This is a genomic window from Bacillus pumilus (genome assembly GCF_900186955.1).
GTDB lineage: Bacteria > Bacillota > Bacilli > Bacillales > Bacillaceae > Bacillus > Bacillus pumilus.
Genome location: NZ_LT906438.1, coordinates 14372 through 30886 on the forward strand (window position 1 = coordinate 14372; position 16515 = coordinate 30886).

The window sequence follows — 16515 nt, forward strand, 5'->3', positions numbered from 1 at the left end:
ATCTAGTTTTGAGAGAACATTCTCTCCATCAGGTTTGGTGGCGATAGCGAAGAGGTCACACCCGTTCCCATACCGAACACGGAAGTTAAGCTCTTCAGCGCCGATGGTAGTTGGGGGTCTCCCCCTGTGAGAGTAGGACGCCGCCAAGCTTTTCTAAGGATCAGTTCCATAAGGAACTGGTCTTTTTTGTTTTTTCTTCTAATAGCATCATGATATAAGCTGGGAACTTCTCTTCGGCAATCTCCATGTAGCGTTCAATCATGACGTAATCATCACTAATGTATTGAGACAGCAGCTCGTACCACCATTCAGTTTCGTAGCGGGCAATCATACTGAGGTTATACATTAATAAGTAATGACTGATGATCTCAGGAATCCCTAAAAAGGAATCACGCGTTGACGGAATATACCATTGATCCATTTCTAAATCATAATGAAGATGAGTAGCCAGCGCTGGGTTTTCTTCTAGAGATACATCAAACGTCAGCTTTTTGGCTTCTCTCTGTTTGAGTTTCCAACTTGTATGAAACTCAAAGTATTCAATAAAACGTTCAGCAGACATGTTATATAGCAATGGAATATGATCTTGAATCATCATCCCATTGGCCTTTTCCACTTTAACTAATGTCGAGGGCTGCTTTTGAAACTCCAGAATATGACTCATTTCAGGTATCTTTGAAAGGAGATGAATCATCGTAAATCGTTCATCTTCAAGTCCATTTAAATGAAATAGATGCTTTAACACATGCATGCATAGTCCATTTCGTTGAATTTTCACCTCATCTTCACTAAAACGGTAGTGCTGCTTCTTTCTCTTTCTCGATGTTACACCATGGGCCAAAACAGAGGTTTGAGAAGGATAGTGAGGATCAACTGTCAGTAAACATGCCTTTAGCAACTGAGCCATTCCATAAAACAATAAAATGGGCTTCAGTTCGAGTGGAGCGATAGCTGCCTGTTCATAGAACGTATGGCCATGCTTTAAAAAATAAATAAACCGTTCACAGTTTTTAAAGGCTTGCTGGTTTGCATCTTGAATGTTCCGTTTCTCATATTGTTGATATAGAAATTTTTGGGAAGTTTCAAGTGAGTAAAAACGTTTTAAATCCTTCCATCCTGAACTTTTCATCTTCTTCCTCAACTCTCTTTATATTTTCTAAAAATTGCAACTGTTTGTTGCTTCCTTGACATGCTGTTTGCTAGTTGATAATCTACATATAATATTTTGCCGAAAAGAGGGGGATTTACTAATGTGGGAAAGTAAATTTTCAAAAGAAGGTTTGACGTTTGACGATGTTTTGCTTGTTCCAGCTAAGTCTGAAGTACTTCCGCGAGATGTCGATTTATCAGTTGAGTTAACAAGCACATTAAAACTAAACATTCCAATTATCAGTGCAGGAATGGACACGGTGACTGAATCACAAATGGCGATTGCAATGGCACGTCAAGGTGGTCTTGGTATCATTCATAAGAACATGTCTATTGAGCAACAAGCAGAGCAAGTGGATAAAGTAAAACGTTCAGAGCGCGGCGTTATTACAAATCCATTCTTCTTAACACCTGAGCATCAAGTCTTTGATGCAGAGCACTTAATGGGTAAATACCGTATTTCAGGTGTACCGATTGTAAATAACATAGAAGATCAAAAGCTTGTCGGTATTATTACGAACCGTGACCTTCGATTTATTTCGGATTATTCAATGAAGATTAGCGATGTGATGACAAAAGAGGAACTTGTGACAGCTTCTGTCGGTACGACGTTAGAAGAAGCTGAAAAAATCCTACAGCAATACAAAATTGAAAAATTACCTCTTTTAGATGACGAAGGAACGTTAAAAGGTCTCATCACCATCAAAGATATTGAAAAAGTGATCGAATTCCCTAACTCCTCTAAAGATGCACATGGTCGTTTAATTGTTGGTGCCGCTGTTGGTGTCACTGGCGATACAATGACTCGTGTGAGAAAATTAGTCGAAGCCAATGTGGATGTCGTTGTCATTGATACGGCACATGGTCATTCACAAGGTGTTCTAAACACTGTATCGAAAATCCGTGAAACGTATCCTTCTCTTAATATCATTGCTGGTAATGTGGCAACAGCCGAAGCAACTAAAGCATTGTTTGAAGCAGGAGCCGATATTGTGAAAGTCGGTATCGGACCAGGATCTATTTGTACAACACGTGTTGTTGCAGGCGTTGGTGTACCACAAATCACAGCGATCTATGACTGTGCAACAGAAGCAAGAAAACATGGTAAAGCTATTATTGCAGATGGTGGAATTAAATATTCAGGTGATATCGTAAAAGCTCTAGCATCTGGTGGACATGCTGTAATGCTTGGAAGCCTTCTAGCTGGTACATCTGAAAGCCCAGGAGACACAGAAATTTTCCAAGGTAGACGCTTCAAAGTTTATCGCGGTATGGGTTCAGTCGCTGCAATGGAAAAAGGAAGTAAAGATCGTTACTTCCAAGAAGATAATAAAAAATTCGTTCCAGAAGGTATTGAAGGCCGTACACCATACAAAGGACCAGTCGTTGATACAGTGTATCAACTCGTTGGCGGTATCCGTTCTGGTATGGGCTATTGTGGAACACAGGACTTACGCTCTCTTAGAGAAGATGCACAGTTCATTCGCATGACTGGTGCAGGACTTCGTGAGAGTCATCCACATGATGTACAAATTACAAAAGAATCACCAAACTACACAATTTCTTGATAAATTGTGACAATCAAATTACATTTGACAGGGTCTATGACTCTGTCTATTTTTTTTGTCTTTATTGTGATAAAATTTATACTGTTGTGTTGAAATAAGCCCTTGTGGATTAAATATATATGAAATATGTCGAAAAAAGATGATAACGGAGGTATGACGATTGAACAGCAAGATATTGAAACAGCTTATGGTCTCTATCCTTGCACTGGCATTGATTGTGACAGCATTTACACCAATGTCCAAAGCAAAAGCAGCTGAAGATCCATTCAATGTGAATGCGAAAGCAGCGATCCTAATTGAAGCTTCTACAGGTAAGATCCTTTATAGTAAAAACGCAGAGCAAAGACTGCCTATTGCAAGTATGGCAAAGATGATGACAGAGTATCTTTTACTAGAAGCGATTGCTGAAGGCAAAGTGAAATGGGATCAAACGTATACGCCAGATGATTATGTATACGAAATTTCTCAGGACCGCAGTTTATCAAACGTTCCTTTGAGAAAAGATGGCTCGTATACAGTGAAAGAACTTTATCAAGCAACGGCTATTTATTCGGCAAATGCAGCAGCAATTGGCTTAGCAGAAGTGATTGCTGGATCAGAATCGAAGTTCGTTGAAAAAATGAACGCAAAAGCGAAAGAATTAGGTTTAACAAACTACAAATTCGTGAATGCAACTGGACTAGAAAATAAAGACTTACATGGCAAACAGCCAAAAGGTACAGGTCCTGATGAAGAAAGTGAAGTATCTGCGAAAGATATGGCATTGCTTGCACAGCATCTCATCAAAGACCACCCAGAAATTCTTGAAACATCAAGTATTGCGAAAACAAAGTTCAGAGAAGGCACAGACGATGAAATGGACATGCCTAACTGGAACTTCATGCTTAAAGGACTTGTGAAGGAATATAAAGGTGTAGACGGTCTGAAAACAGGTTCTACAGATTCAGCTGGTTCTAGCTTCACAGGTACCGCTAAGCAAGGTGACATGCGTGTCATCGCAGTGATCTTGAATGCAAAAGGTAATCTTCATACAGCACGTTTTGACGTGGCGAAAAAACTGTTCGATTATGCGTTTAAAAACTTCACGATGAAAGAAATGTACAAAAAAGGTCAACAGATCAAAGGACATGAAAACATCGAAGTCGACAAAGGCAAAGACAAAGAAGTACCTGTCGTTACGAAAGAAGCTTTCTCTGTGCCGGTAAAAAATGGCGACGAAAAGAGCTTTAAAGCAAAAGTAAATATCGAGAAAACAAAACTCGAAGCTCCTATTAAAAAAGGAACGAAGGTAGGCATGCTGACGACTTCTTATTCTGGTGATGAGAAGGACTACGGCTATTTGAATAAAGATCAATCAGGTGTTGAGCTTATAACGAAAACAGGCGATGAAAAAGCAAACTGGTTCATCCTTGCAATGCGTGGTGTAGGTGGATTCTTCGCTGGCATTTGGGGCGGAATCGTTGACACAGTAAAAGGTTGGTTCTAATAAAAAACTGCTCTCTATGCATGAGAGCAGTTTTTTTATCGTTAAAAGAAAAGCGATTGTTTGTGATTTTGAGGAGTGGACAAGGCTTGCTGAAAAATACCACATAACTTTTCCACTCCCTCGGTCAGTGCCTTTTCATTCACATAAGAAAAGCTGAGGCGGATATAGTTTTGTTTCGGCTCTCCAGGATAGCACACAGAGCCAGGCAGAAAGGTGATTTGCTGTTTACGTGCCTCATGCAGCAGTGCACGTGTATCAACCCAGGAAGGAAAGCTAAGCCACAAATTGAGCCCACCCTGAGGAATTTGCCACGTCACATCTTTTGGTGCGTTCTTCGTTAACACATCTATCATTAAATCACGTCTCACCTTCAAGGCGGTTCTCAGCTTTTTCGTATGATCAATCATTTTCTTTGAAGTCAGAAATGGCAGAATAGCTTTTTGTGTGAGAAGAGGGCTGCCTAAATCATTATTGGCCTTTGCAGCTAATAAACGATTAAATATCGAGCCTGAAGCAGTGATAATCCCAATTCTGCATCCTGGAGCAAGTGTTTTACTTAAACCTCGTAAATAAATGACGTGTCCATCATGATCCAGACTTTTGATAGGTGCTGGCGGCTTCTTTTCGAAATAAAGCTCACGATAAGGATCATCCTCTACAATCAGACAATCAATACTTTGAGCCAGTAAGAGAAGTTGTTTTCTGCGTTTCATTGACATACTGGCGCCTGTTGGACTGTGAAAAGTAGGAATCGTGTAGATGAGCTTTGGTTTATATTTATCACAAATGCTTTGAAGCTGCTTCATGTTCATTCCTTCATGATCAACCGGGACTGTAATAATTCTTGCCCCTCTCCCCATAAAGACATCAATGGCGCCTGGATAGGTCGGTGCTTCCATGACAACTACATCATCAGGACCGATAAACGCACGTGCGACCAAATCAAGCCCTTGCTGAGAACCACTAGTTACTAAGATATTCTCAGGAGTAGAAGGCACATCCAGCTTTTCTAAAAAAGACTGAATGACCTGCCGAAGCTGAAGATCCCCTTGAATTTCCCCATACTTTGACATGATTTGAGGATGTCTGGCTAGGACATGCTGCATTTCTTTTTCTAAATAACGGTTTGGCAAAAGCCCTGGATCGATCATAGAGGAAGAAAGGTTGATCGCTTCTTCGACATAGTGATACTGCGCAAATTGAGACCGTGGTAAATAATCCGGAATGGATAACTGCCAATCAAAAGAGGTAGATGACGGAACCGGAATCTCTGACTGCTTTTGCAACTCATCCACAAACGTTCCTTTTCCTTGCACAGTCGTTAAATATCCGTCGTCCTTCAGCCGAGTGTATGCCTTTGCTGCCGTGACAAGACTCACATTCAACTGCTTTGCCAAATCACGTACAGTTGGCAGCTTATCTCCCTGTTGAAGCAAACCCGATTGGATATGATCAATGATAGAAAAGTAAATCTGATTTGAAAGCGATGTATCAGAATGTCGATGGATATCAATATGCATGAGAAACCTCCATTGAGTGCAAAATTGTTATACATGAATTTGAATTGTTATAGTTGCATTATAGCATGTAAATGACACTTCAAAGAAAGAATGACATATTTTTAGCAGGTAATCGTTTATATACAAGGGTTTAAGCTATTTTTTCGGCTGATTGAATTGTTATACTATTCTCTTTATTGTTATACTGTCTCGCTTGTATGATAAAGGGGTAAATCAATCGAATTGACAAATGGGAGGAAACTATTGTGAGCAATAAGGGAACTGAACGAGTGAAACGTGGAATGGCAGAAATGCAAAAGGGTGGCGTCATTATGGATGTCGTCAATGCTGAACAGGCGAAGATCGCAGAAGAAGCAGGTGCGGTGGCAGTTATGGCACTAGAACGAGTACCAGCTGATATCCGTGCAGCCGGCGGTGTTGCCCGTATGGCAGACCCAAGAATCGTAGAAGAAGTACAAAATGCAGTAACGATTCCAGTCATGGCAAAAGCACGTATCGGCCATATCGTCGAGGCTCGTGTTCTTGAAGCACTTGGTGTTGATTATATCGATGAGAGTGAAGTGCTGACGCCCGCAGATGAGGAATTCCATTTAAATAAAAATGAATACACAGTACCTTTTGTCTGTGGTTGCCGTGATTTAGGTGAAGCAACCCGTCGTATCGCAGAAGGCGCTTCTATGCTTCGTACAAAAGGGGAGCCTGGAACAGGCAACATTGTAGAAGCTGTCCGTCATATGAGAAAGGTCAATGCTCAGATTCGTAAAGTAGCATCAATGAATGAAGATGAACTGATGACAGAAGCGAAGAACCTAGGAGCACCGTATGAATTATTGCTTCAAATCAAAAAAGATGGCAAGCTCCCTGTTGTTAACTTTGCAGCGGGAGGCGTTGCGACACCAGCAGATGCTGCGTTAATGATGCAGCTTGGAGCAGACGGTGTATTTGTTGGATCTGGTATTTTTAAATCAGACAATCCAGCGAAATTTGCAAAAGCAATTGTTGAAGCAACGACTCACTTCACAGATTACCGTCTCATTGCAGAGCTTTCAAAAGAGCTTGGAACAGCCATGAAAGGAATTGAAATCTCAAATCTACTGCCAGAAGAGCGTATGCAAGAGCGTGGCTGGTAATTAAGGGAGCGCAAACGAACATGCTAACAATTGGTGTACTAGGGCTTCAAGGAGCCGTGAGAGAGCATATTCAATCGATTGAAGCTTGCGCTGCAGAAGGGAAGATCATCAAACGAGCAGAAGAGCTAGCATCTGTGGACGGTCTTATTATCCCTGGTGGAGAAAGCACGACGATGAGAAGACTCATGGATACGTACCAATTCATTGAACCGATCAAAGCGTTCGCTGCAGAAGGGAAACCGATTTTCGGAACATGTGCCGGTTTGATTATGCTGGCAAAGCATATAGAAGATCGAGACGATGCTCATCTTGGACTGTTAAATGTATCTGTTGCACGGAATTCATTTGGCAGACAGGTAGACAGCTTTGAAGCAGAATTAGAAGTAAAAGGACTGGATGCGCCGTTTACAGGAGTGTTCATCCGTGCGCCTCATATCATCAGCGCAGATGAGAGCGTAGATATCATGGCTGAACATGATGGCAGGATTGTGATGGCGAAGGAAAACAATATCTTAGGCTGTTCTTTTCATCCAGAGCTGACAGACGACCACCGGTTAACACAGCTGTTTGTTGAAATGGTGAAGTCCTATAAAACGAAGCTCGCTGTATAAAACGGTTGAAAAGAGATAAAACTTATAGTACATTAAAATCACAATCAAAGATCGAAAAAGCGTTGACGGGAAATAGTAAGAAGCCCCTCTTTCTCAGAGAGCCGATGGTTGGTGCGAATCGGTGAAAGATGCAGTCTGAATCCATCCTTGAGCGAAATGCTGAAACACGTGAAGTAAGCATTTACGGTGATACCGTTACAGAGGAAAGAGGAAAGCATGCTTCTGCATGTTTTCAATCAGGGTGGCAACGCGAGAGCTCTCGTCCCTTTCATGGGATGAGGGCTCTTTTTATTTTTCGATAAAAAAAGGAGTGTTACACATGCTGGATATTAAACAACTGCGCACGGACTTTGATCAAATCAAAGAAAAATTAGCACACCGAGGCGAAGATTTAGCAGATTTTGATAAGTTTGGTGAGCTGGATCAAAAAAGAAGAGAATTAATCGGAAAAACAGAAGTATTAAAGAGCCGAAGAAATGAAGTATCACAGCAAGTGGCTGTTCTAAAAAGAGAAAAGAAAGACGCCGATCACATTATTCAAGAAATGCGTGAGGTAGGAGATGAGATTAAGAAGCTGGATGATGAGCTACGAACAGTAGAAGAAAGCTTGCAGCACATCCTATTCTCTATTCCGAATATCCCTCATGACACTGTACCCGTTGGGGAAACAGAAGATGACAACGTGGAAGTGAGAAAATGGGGCGAACAGCCGGCATTCTCATTTGAGCCAAAGCCACATTGGGACGTAGCGGATGAACTAAACATTCTCGATTTTGAACGTGCAGGAAAAGTCACAGGAAGCCGTTTCGTTTTTTATAAAGGGCTTGGCGCACGCTTAGAGCGCGCACTATACAACTTTATGCTCGATTTGCATGTAGATGAGTTTGGTTTTACTGAAGTGCTTCCTCCTTACATGGTCAATAGAGCAAGCATGACAGGGACTGGACAGCTTCCAAAATTCGAAGAGGATGCCTTTAAAATCCGTGAAGAGGATTATTTCCTCATTCCAACAGCTGAAGTACCTATTACCAACATGCACCGTGATGAAATTCTTGAAGGGGAACAGCTGCCAATCAATTATGCAGCATTCAGTGCTTGCTTTAGATCAGAGGCTGGATCTGCCGGCAGAGATACACGCGGACTTATCCGTCAGCATCAATTTAATAAGGTAGAGCTTGTGAAATTTGTAAGACCTGAAGATTCTTATGAAGAATTAGAGAAACTAACAAACCAAGCAGAAAAAGTCCTACAGCTATTAAACCTGCCATACCGTGTCATGAGCATGTGTACCGGAGATTTAGGCTTCACGGCTGCGAAAAAATACGACATCGAAGTATGGATTCCGAGCCAAGATACGTATCGTGAAATTTCTTCTTGCAGTAACTTCGAAGCGTTCCAAGCAAGACGTGCAAACATTCGATTCCGTCCAGAGCCTAAAGCCAAGCCAGAACATGTGCACACATTAAATGGATCTGGTTTAGCAGTAGGAAGAACCGTGGCGGCCATTTTAGAAAACTATCAACAAGAGGACGGTACTGTGATTATTCCTGAAGTACTGCGTCCTTATATGGGAAATAAAGAAGTAATTAAATAAGATGCCGTTATGGCATCTTATTTCTTTTTCCCAAAAGTCCTACAGTTTTCCTAAATTTAGCCGATAGAAATACTAAAAGCTTCTAGGAAAGAAGGAATAACCTTGAATAGGCTTGACTATTATGTTGAAATGGCTCAATTAATTAGAAAAGTTCTAGATGAAAGTATCCTTTTCGGCATCACTGATACAGAGAAGGTGCTTTGTTACTATCCGTCTAAAACAATAGATTTTGGCATGAAGGTTGGGGACCCATTGAACCCAGAAGACCAAAACGTGGCGACGACATTAAGAGGACAAGAATATGACGGTCATTTACCAGAGTCTTTATATGGTTATGAAATTGCAGTAAAAGGTTACCCGATTTTTGATGAAAATAGAAAAGTAATTGGCTCTTTTTTAGTGGCATTTTCACATCATCGTGAAAAGAAATTAAGTGGTTACATGGAGCATATCAATGATGTAGCGAAAGAACTTCAAAGTGGAATTGAGCAAATTGCTGCGCATTCACAAGAGCTGGCTGCCACAAGTTTAGAAATAAGCGAACAGGCAGGAAGAGCGGAAGAGAAATCTGCAAATATTGAAGAAGTCGTCAAAACCATTGGCGGGATTGCTAGACAAACCAATTTGCTAGGCCTAAATGCTGCAATTGAAGCAGCAAGAGCAGGAGAGAATGGAAAAGGGTTTGCTGTCGTAGCTGATGAAGTTCGTAAATTATCAGATGGCTCAAAGGAAGCGGCTGAAACCATTAATACCTTCTTAAAAGAGATCCAAGACAGCATTGGCACTTTGTCTGAAAACATCTCACAAATCAGCAGTTCAACAAATGAACAAGCAAAACAAGTGACAGACTTTACGAAAATTATTGAATCATTAAATGAGTTTAAAGAAGAGATGAATCATTTTATTGAAGAGATTAGACAGGATACAAAATAGATCAAGAGCAGCCGTCGATGGCTGCTTTTTTATGGGCAGATTCTCATGCCAAAATAACTTATTGAAATTTTTTTCGAAAAGATGTTGACTTGAAATAAATCGATATGGTATATTAATTCTTGTCGATACGGAGGAATACCCAAGTCCGGCTGAAGGGATCGGTCTTGAAAACCGACAGGGGTGTCAAAGCCCGCGGGGGTTCGAATCCCTCTTCCTCCGCCATATTGATTTTTTACCTTAGTTGAATTGAAACGCAAGCATAAAAATTGGAATTGTCAAACCGCTGCATTCGCGAAATGCAGCGGTTTTTTTATTTTGTTTTAGAGCGATTTTTTTGAATAACAGAAGCTATTTCATGAAGAATGGGATCAAGTGAGCTTTCATCATGAAGTAAGTCATAATCTTCAATGTTAATTTTAATCACTGGACATAAATCGAATTGTTCGATCCATTCCGTGTATCGCGTGTACATTTCTTCCCAATAGGCTCGATCCGTTTGAGTTTCCATCTCTCTGCCGCGTTCCTCAATACGATGTAAAATATGATCTAAATCCCCGTGTAAATAGATGAGAACATCAGGGTGAGGGAAGTAAGGTGTCATCACCATCGCCTCGAATAGACTTGTATACGTTTCATAATCTACTTCAGACATCGTACCTTTGTCCGCATGCATTTTTGCGAAAATGCCAGTGTCCTCATAAATTGAACGATCTTGCACATACCCTCCACCAGATTCAAAAATCCGCTTTTGCTCCTTAAAACGCTCAGCTAGGAAATAGACCTGTAAATGGAAGCTCCATCTTTGGAAATCTGAATAAAAGGGCTCTAAATATGGGTTATCATCTACTTTTTCAAGAGAGGTTTGAAAGCCTAGCTTGTCCGCTATTGTTTTAGTCATAGTTGATTTTCCGACACCAACAGTCCCGGCGATTGTGATCACTGCATCCTTTGGTATTTCGATATTGTTCATAGCACTTGCTCCTTTATGTTCTGTACAATTTGCTGGTAATCTTGCTGTGAGGAAACGAAGTCTGTATGATCTCCTTCAATTGTAATGATAGGAAGCCCTGGGTCAGTCTGTTTTAAATGTTCAATGGCCAGCTCATAATCTTCAATGAGTGTTTTTAAATAAGCCGGTTCAATGTCTTCTTCAAAAGAGCGTCCTCTCATCTGTATTCTTTCAAGTAAGGTAGGAAGGCTGGCTTTTATATAGATGATGGCATTTGGTTTAGGAAGATCATCTGTTAGCAGGTGATAGATCTTTCTATATTTGTCCATGTGCTTTTTTGATAATGTTCTTTCTGCAAATATCATATTTTTATAGACATGATAATCAGTGACAATCGGCTGCTGTTGATTCACATAGTTTTCTTGAATAGATTCTAATTGTTTGAACCGATTGCATAAAAAGAACATCTCAAGCTGAAAGCTCCATTGTTCCATATCTTCATAAAATTTATCTAAGAATGGATTTTCTTCTACAATCTCTTTTACTAATGGAAATTGAAATTCCTTCGCAAGCATTGTAGCCAAAGTTGTTTTTCCGGCTCCAATTGGGCCTTCCACTGCAATAAAAGGGGCAGGATACATAGGCGTTCTCCTCTATCTATAAAGTTGTCAAACCAATGTATATTGTACCATACCCCTGCCGAGAGATAGAGCGAACGGATTACGATGTCGTTCTTTTTTCAATATTGAATTGATCTGATAATAAGAGCCAATTTTGAGGGAAGGATAGACCTAATTTCCAATAAGCAATTCCGTTCAAGTTTAACTCTTTGATGAGGTTGAACTTTGCTTGAATTGATCTAGCGTCTTCGAACCATACCTCATGCTCTTTATTATTGGCATCTGTATAACGAAAATAAGGTGCTTGTGCTGTTTCGTCATATAGAATGGAGGCATTATTATTTCTAGCAATTGCAATCGCTTGTTGGGGACTGACAGCTTTAGCAATAGGGCCGCCTTGAACGTAAGGAAGCGTCCAATCATAGCCGTATAAGTTCTGGCCCATAACAATTTTATTTGCTGGAATAACGGTCAGTGCATATTCAATGACTTGGCGGACAGGTCCAATGGGAGAGACTGCTTGCGCAGGGCCGCCGCTGTATCCCCATTCGTAGGTCATTAATACAACATGATCGACGATTTTCCCAATGGCTTCATAGTCATGAGCTTCATACCATTTTCCCTTTTGCTGACTACTTGTTTTAGGGGCAAGTGCAACAGATATTGTCCATCCTTCTTGATGGAAACGGGTTGTTGCCTCTCTTAAAAATTGAATGTAGGCATCTTTATCAGCGGGACGTAAATATTCAAAATCAAAATGGATTTCTTTTAATTGATACTTTTTTGCAACACGAACGATTTCATTTAAAAATGTGGCTTTGACAGATTGGTTATTCAAAAGAATTTGCCCAAGTTCATCACTGAATTTATCATTCTCTAGGTTAGTCACCACCATGGATAAAACGGTTCTGCTCTGAGCGGCTATTTGAGGTAGCTGATCTATCGGTGGTTCTTTCAGTGTTCCATCTCTTTGCGCTTGAAAACTAAAGGCGCCTAAATGCGTTAAATATGGAGAGGCCTCTCTAGCTGCTTGTTTTAAGTTTTCACTGACTTGATTTCCCCGTGGTTCAATGTAAGCATTCGAGTTAATGTTCCTTTTCGGTCTTTGAGGGATATAGAGCAAGAAGCGAATAGGAAGTATCGCTTCAGGCCGTATTCTATTCACACGTGCCAACTCTTCCACTGAAATTCGAAATCGTCTTCCAATTTGATAAAGTGTGTCATTTTGTTTGACCTCATAAAATTGACCTCTAATTGGAATGACAATTGTTTGTCCAATGACGAGTTGATTTGGTGTTTCAATATCGTTGGTACGGATGATTTCATTGACTGTTGTTTTAAAACGCATGGCAATTTCGTTTAAAGTATCTCCTCTTTTGACAACATAAATTTGAATAGTCAACGCCCCCTTTGTTATTGCTAACAATTTATGAGGGTTATGGATAAATCATGTTTGATTTTCATTCGTGATCTCTTTAGCAGTGGTGATTTTTGCTAGTAGAACGTTCTCCATCATCGTTAAAGCATATTCGTTGTCTCTGTCGTCATTTGATGCGATACAATCTTCAGGTACAATTAAGTTGTATTCTCGCATGTATGCGTCATTTGCAGTGAACAGAACGCAAATGTTTCCTGCAATTCCGGTCAAAATGATGTCTTGTACACCTAATTCATTTAAGAGTGTCTCTAATGCAGTTCCATAGAAGGCAGAATGCTTCGGTTTAATTAAGAAGTAATCATCTTTAGATGGTGCCATTTTCTCTAAAATAGGGGCGCTTCTTTCATTTTTGCATGTTTCCATCACAGCTTGAATATCAGCCTTCCAGAGACCATAGTGGTCGTTGATATAGATGATCGGCCAATTTTCCTTGAAAGCATGATCTTTAAGAGCTAAAATCTTATTGGTCATTTGCTCTGTTTTATCAGCGAGCACATGTCCCATTTCAAAATCAAAATTATTAATCATGTCGATAATAAGCAGTGCCTTTTGGTGCTTTGACAAAGTAAGACCCCCTTTAAAAGATTGTGCTAATATGTTAACCTCAATATCCTTTTAAAAAACATGAAAAGAGAGCCGAGCTATGACGAGAGATGAACAGTTTATGCAAGAAGCTATTTCTGAAGCCTTAAAAGCAGAACAAATAGGAGAAGTACCAATCGGTGCCATCATCGTTGTTGATGACCAAATTGTGAGCCGAGCTCATAATTTAAGGGAAACAGAGCAGCGTTCAATTGCACATGCAGAATTACTTGCCATTGATGAAGCGTGTAAAACGACTGGAAGCTGGCGTTTAGAGGATGCTGTACTTTATGTGACGCTTGAACCATGTCCTATGTGTGCGGGAGCGATTGTCCTTTCTAGAGTGAAAAAGGTCGTTTTTGGTGCATACGATCCAAAAGGTGGATGTGCAGGTACTTTAATGAATTTACTGGATGATGAACGGTTCAATCATCAGTCTGAAGTCATTGGTGGTGTACTTGAAAATGAGTGTGGTGAGCTGTTAAGTCAGTTCTTCCGAAATCTCCGTCAGCGAAAGAAACAAGCCAAAAGTAAATGAATGGATGTCGTTTGCAATTTCGGCTATAAGAAGGTATACTTATGTCTGCGTCACTAACAATTTAATATTCATTTTGCCGTGCTAAGCGGGGAGGTAGCGGTGCCCTGTACTCGCAATCCGCTCTAGCGAGGCCGAATCCCTTCTCAAGGTTCGTTTACTTCAAGGTCTGCCTTAAATAAGTGGTGTTGACGTCTGGGTCCTGCGCAATGGGAATTCATGAACCATGTCAGGTCCGGAAGGAAGCAGCATTAAGTGAAACCTCTCATGTGCCGCAGGGTTGCCTGGGCCGAGCTAACTGTTTAAGTAACGCTTGGGGTAGCGAATCGACAGAAGGTGCACGGTAAATCAATATTAAATGTAACTCATCTAGTTAATCTAGGTGAGTTTTTTGTTGCTGTTTAAAGAATAGTTCAGCTGCTTTGTTTATACAAATAGCCAAAAAATCTTTTTAGAGTTTTTTTGTTTTTTATTAATCGCAGCGGGAACTAGTGTTCCTCGTGGTGTGGCAGATCAATTCGAAAATCTAGAAAACAGGTTTTTGGTTCATAGAAAGTAGAAAAACTATAGTTGAAATCATCATTTTCGTTTATTAGAAAATAAAGGTGTGCTTTTGAATTGATCGGTGCATCATGTATAATAAAAAAGATGATAAATGGAGGAGGGCGTATTTGTGAGTTATCAAGCTTTGTATCGAGTGTTCAGACCTCAAGTTTTTGAGGATGTTGTTGGACAAGAACACATCACAAAAACGTTGCAAAATGCCCTTTTGCAGAAGAAGTTTTCTCATGCTTACTTATTTTCAGGTCCTAGAGGAACAGGTAAAACAAGCGCTGCTAAAATCTTTGCGAAGGCAGTGAACTGTGAAAAGTCACCTGTGAGTGAACCTTGTAATGAATGTGATGCCTGTAAAGGGATTACAAACGGCTCGATTTCAGATGTGATCGAAATAGATGCTGCCTCAAACAACGGAGTAGATGAAATCCGTGATATACGTGATAAAGTGAAATTTGCTCCTTCGGCGGTTACATATAAGGTTTATATTATAGATGAAGTACATATGCTCTCTATCGGGGCGTTTAATGCCCTCCTTAAAACGTTAGAGGAGCCGCCCGCTCATTGTATCTTTATTTTGGCTACCACAGAGCCTCATAAGATTCCTCTTACCATCATATCTCGTTGTCAGAGATTTGATTTTAAACGAATCACGACAAAAGATATTGTTGGAAGAATGCAGAAAATTGTAGATGCAGAAAGCCTAAATGTCCAAGAGGGCTCGCTCGAGATTATCGCTAGTGCAGCTGATGGTGGTATGCGTGATGCACTAAGCCTCTTAGATCAAGCAATTTCATTTAGTGGTGAGCAACTGACAATTGATGATGCGCTGCTCATTACAGGAGCTGTTTCTCAGCAATTCATTAGTCAGCTAGCCGAAGCAATTTTTGATCAAAATATTGCCGTGGCGTTAGATACCTTAAATGAATTACTTCAGCAGGGGAAAGATGCTGCTAAATTAATAGAGGACATGATTTTTTACTTTAGAGATATGCTGCTTTATAAAACAGCACCAGATCTGGAAGGGGTCCTTGAAAAGGTAAAGGTCGATGAAAATTTCGTGACGCTTTCGGATCGTGTGACACCTCAATTTCTATATGAAACAATTGAAGTGCTGAATAAAAGTCACCAAGAAATGAAATGGACGAATCATCCAAGGATTTTCTTTGAGGTAGCTGTTGTCAAGCTATGTCAGTCAACGGCTGGAATACCACAAGCTCATGCTAACGCTGATTTAACGACGCTAACGGATAAAATAGACAGGTTGGAACAGGAGCTATCTAGGATAAGAGCTGAGGGTGTGCCAATGTCTCATTCTCATCATCCTCAAGAAAAAAAGGAAGCACCTCGACCACAAACGAGTAACAAAAATGGATACCGTGCACCTGTCGGTCGAATTCACGAAATTCTAAAAGAGGCAAAACGTCCAGAGCTAGAAAAAATTAAAGGTAAGTGGGGAGAACTCCTTGCCCACTTGAAACAGCAGAATAAGGTGTCTCACGCTGCACTATTAACGGATAGTGAACCAGTTGCTGCTGCTACTCATGCCTTTGTTTTAAAATTCAAGTTTGAAATACACTGTAAAATGGTTGCTGAAGATAAAAGTGGTGTTCGAACCAACCTTGAGCAGCTATTAGAGTCTATGTTAGGGAAAAGAGTGGAATTAGTTGGCGTTCCTGACGCTCAATGGGGTAAAATAAGAGAAGAATTTTTAAGAGATCATCAGCCGGATGAACAGGCAGATGGTCAGGGGACTTCTGCTGAAGAGGATCCATTGATTGCAGAAGCAAAGAAGTTAGTAGGAACCGATTTAATAGAAATTAAAGATTAATAAAAATGAAAGAG

The 16515-nt window shown here is 40.4% G+C and carries 13 protein-coding genes, 1 tRNA gene, 1 rRNA gene, 1 other RNA gene, 1 pseudogene and 1 other annotated feature; of the genes and pseudogenes, 11 read left to right on the forward strand and 6 right to left on the reverse strand.

Annotation, left to right across the window (positions count from 1 at the left end; all coding sequences use genetic code 11):
- The first annotated feature begins 33 nt into the window (after nt 1-33).
- Nucleotides 34-149 (forward strand): 5S ribosomal RNA (rrf, locus tag CKW02_RS00060).
- Nucleotides 150-160: 11 nt separating this feature from the next.
- On the opposite strand, the gene CKW02_RS00065 is transcribed toward rrf, so the two are convergent.
- Nucleotides 161-1129, reverse strand: coding sequence for a YaaC family protein (locus tag CKW02_RS00065; RefSeq protein WP_003218107.1), 969 nt, complete (start codon nt 1127-1129; stop codon nt 161-163).
- A 121-nt stretch (nt 1130-1250) separates the two neighbouring features.
- Here CKW02_RS00065 and guaB point away from each other — a divergent pair, with 121 nt between their 5' ends.
- A complete protein-coding gene (guaB, locus tag CKW02_RS00070) occupies nt 1251-2717 on the forward strand; it encodes an IMP dehydrogenase (protein WP_003218109.1) in 1467 nt (488 codons plus the stop codon).
- 160 nt (nt 2718-2877) lie between these two features.
- The gene (locus tag CKW02_RS00075; protein WP_003218098.1) at nt 2878-4203 is read left to right on the forward strand and encodes a D-alanyl-D-alanine carboxypeptidase family protein; all 1326 of its coding nucleotides are present in this window, start codon (nt 2878-2880) and stop codon (nt 4201-4203) included.
- Nucleotides 4204-4244: 41 nt separating this feature from the next.
- Here CKW02_RS00075 and pdxR read toward each other — a convergent pair whose 3' ends face one another.
- Entirely contained in the window at nt 4245-5723 is a 1479-nt protein-coding gene (gene pdxR / locus CKW02_RS00080; protein ID WP_003218114.1) for a MocR-like pyridoxine biosynthesis transcription factor PdxR, read from the reverse strand.
- Between the two features lie 245 nt (nt 5724-5968).
- Here pdxR and pdxS point away from each other — a divergent pair, with 245 nt between their 5' ends.
- The 5 genes and pseudogenes from pdxS (at nt 5969) to CKW02_RS00105 (ending at nt 10213) form a co-directional block, all read left to right on the forward strand.
- Entirely contained in the window at nt 5969-6853 is an 885-nt protein-coding gene (pdxS, locus tag CKW02_RS00085) for a pyridoxal 5'-phosphate synthase lyase subunit PdxS (RefSeq protein ID WP_003218112.1), read from the forward strand.
- A gap of 20 nt (nt 6854-6873) precedes the next feature.
- On the forward strand, nt 6874-7464 hold the full coding sequence (gene pdxT, locus CKW02_RS00090) for a pyridoxal 5'-phosphate synthase glutaminase subunit PdxT (RefSeq protein WP_003218086.1): 591 nt from the start codon (nt 6874-6876) through the stop codon (nt 7462-7464).
- A gap of 53 nt (nt 7465-7517) precedes the next feature.
- Nucleotides 7518-7734 (forward strand) — a binding site (T-box leader).
- 49 nt (nt 7735-7783) lie between these two features.
- Complete coding sequence (gene serS, locus CKW02_RS00095; protein ID WP_003218092.1) at nt 7784-9058, forward strand: serine--tRNA ligase; 1275 nt, start codon at nt 7784-7786, stop codon at nt 9056-9058.
- Between the two features lie 597 nt (nt 9059-9655).
- Nucleotides 9656-9991: pseudogene (locus CKW02_RS20670) on the forward strand (methyl-accepting chemotaxis protein); the annotation flags it as partial.
- A 129-nt stretch (nt 9992-10120) separates the two neighbouring features.
- Nucleotides 10121-10213, forward strand: a tRNA-Ser gene (locus tag CKW02_RS00105).
- 88 nt (nt 10214-10301) lie between these two features.
- On the opposite strand, the gene CKW02_RS00110 is transcribed toward CKW02_RS00105, so the two are convergent.
- From CKW02_RS00110 to CKW02_RS00125, 4 genes are all read right to left on the reverse strand, one after another.
- Nucleotides 10302-10961, reverse strand: coding sequence for a deoxynucleoside kinase (locus CKW02_RS00110; RefSeq protein ID WP_003218104.1), 660 nt, complete (start codon nt 10959-10961; stop codon nt 10302-10304).
- Nucleotides 10958-11581, reverse strand: a complete 624-nt coding sequence (locus tag CKW02_RS00115; RefSeq protein WP_003218080.1) for a deoxynucleoside kinase — start codon at nt 11579-11581, stop codon at nt 10958-10960. Before CKW02_RS00115 ends, CKW02_RS00110 begins: the two co-directional genes overlap by 4 nt.
- A gap of 79 nt (nt 11582-11660) precedes the next feature.
- Entirely contained in the window at nt 11661-12908 is a 1248-nt protein-coding gene (locus CKW02_RS00120; RefSeq protein ID WP_229200378.1) for a glycosyl hydrolase family 18 protein, read from the reverse strand.
- A gap of 99 nt (nt 12909-13007) precedes the next feature.
- Nucleotides 13008-13562: a cysteine hydrolase family protein gene (locus CKW02_RS00125; protein ID WP_003218117.1), complete on the reverse strand. Its 555-nt coding sequence runs from the start codon at nt 13560-13562 to the stop codon at nt 13008-13010.
- A gap of 79 nt (nt 13563-13641) precedes the next feature.
- On the opposite strand from CKW02_RS00125, the gene tadA reads away from it, so the two are divergent.
- The 3 genes from tadA (at nt 13642) to dnaX (ending at nt 16501) form a co-directional block, all read left to right on the forward strand.
- Nucleotides 13642-14118 (forward strand): tRNA adenosine(34) deaminase TadA, encoded by a 477-nt coding sequence (gene tadA, locus CKW02_RS00130; RefSeq protein WP_003218102.1) that lies wholly within the window; start codon nt 13642-13644, stop codon nt 14116-14118.
- A gap of 76 nt (nt 14119-14194) precedes the next feature.
- An RNA gene (ffs, locus tag CKW02_RS00135) (signal recognition particle sRNA large type) lies at nt 14195-14459 on the forward strand.
- Between the two features lie 329 nt (nt 14460-14788).
- Nucleotides 14789-16501 (forward strand): DNA polymerase III subunit gamma/tau, encoded by a 1713-nt coding sequence (dnaX, locus tag CKW02_RS00140; RefSeq protein WP_003218100.1) that lies wholly within the window; start codon nt 14789-14791, stop codon nt 16499-16501.
- Nucleotides 16502-16515 lie beyond the last annotated feature (14 nt).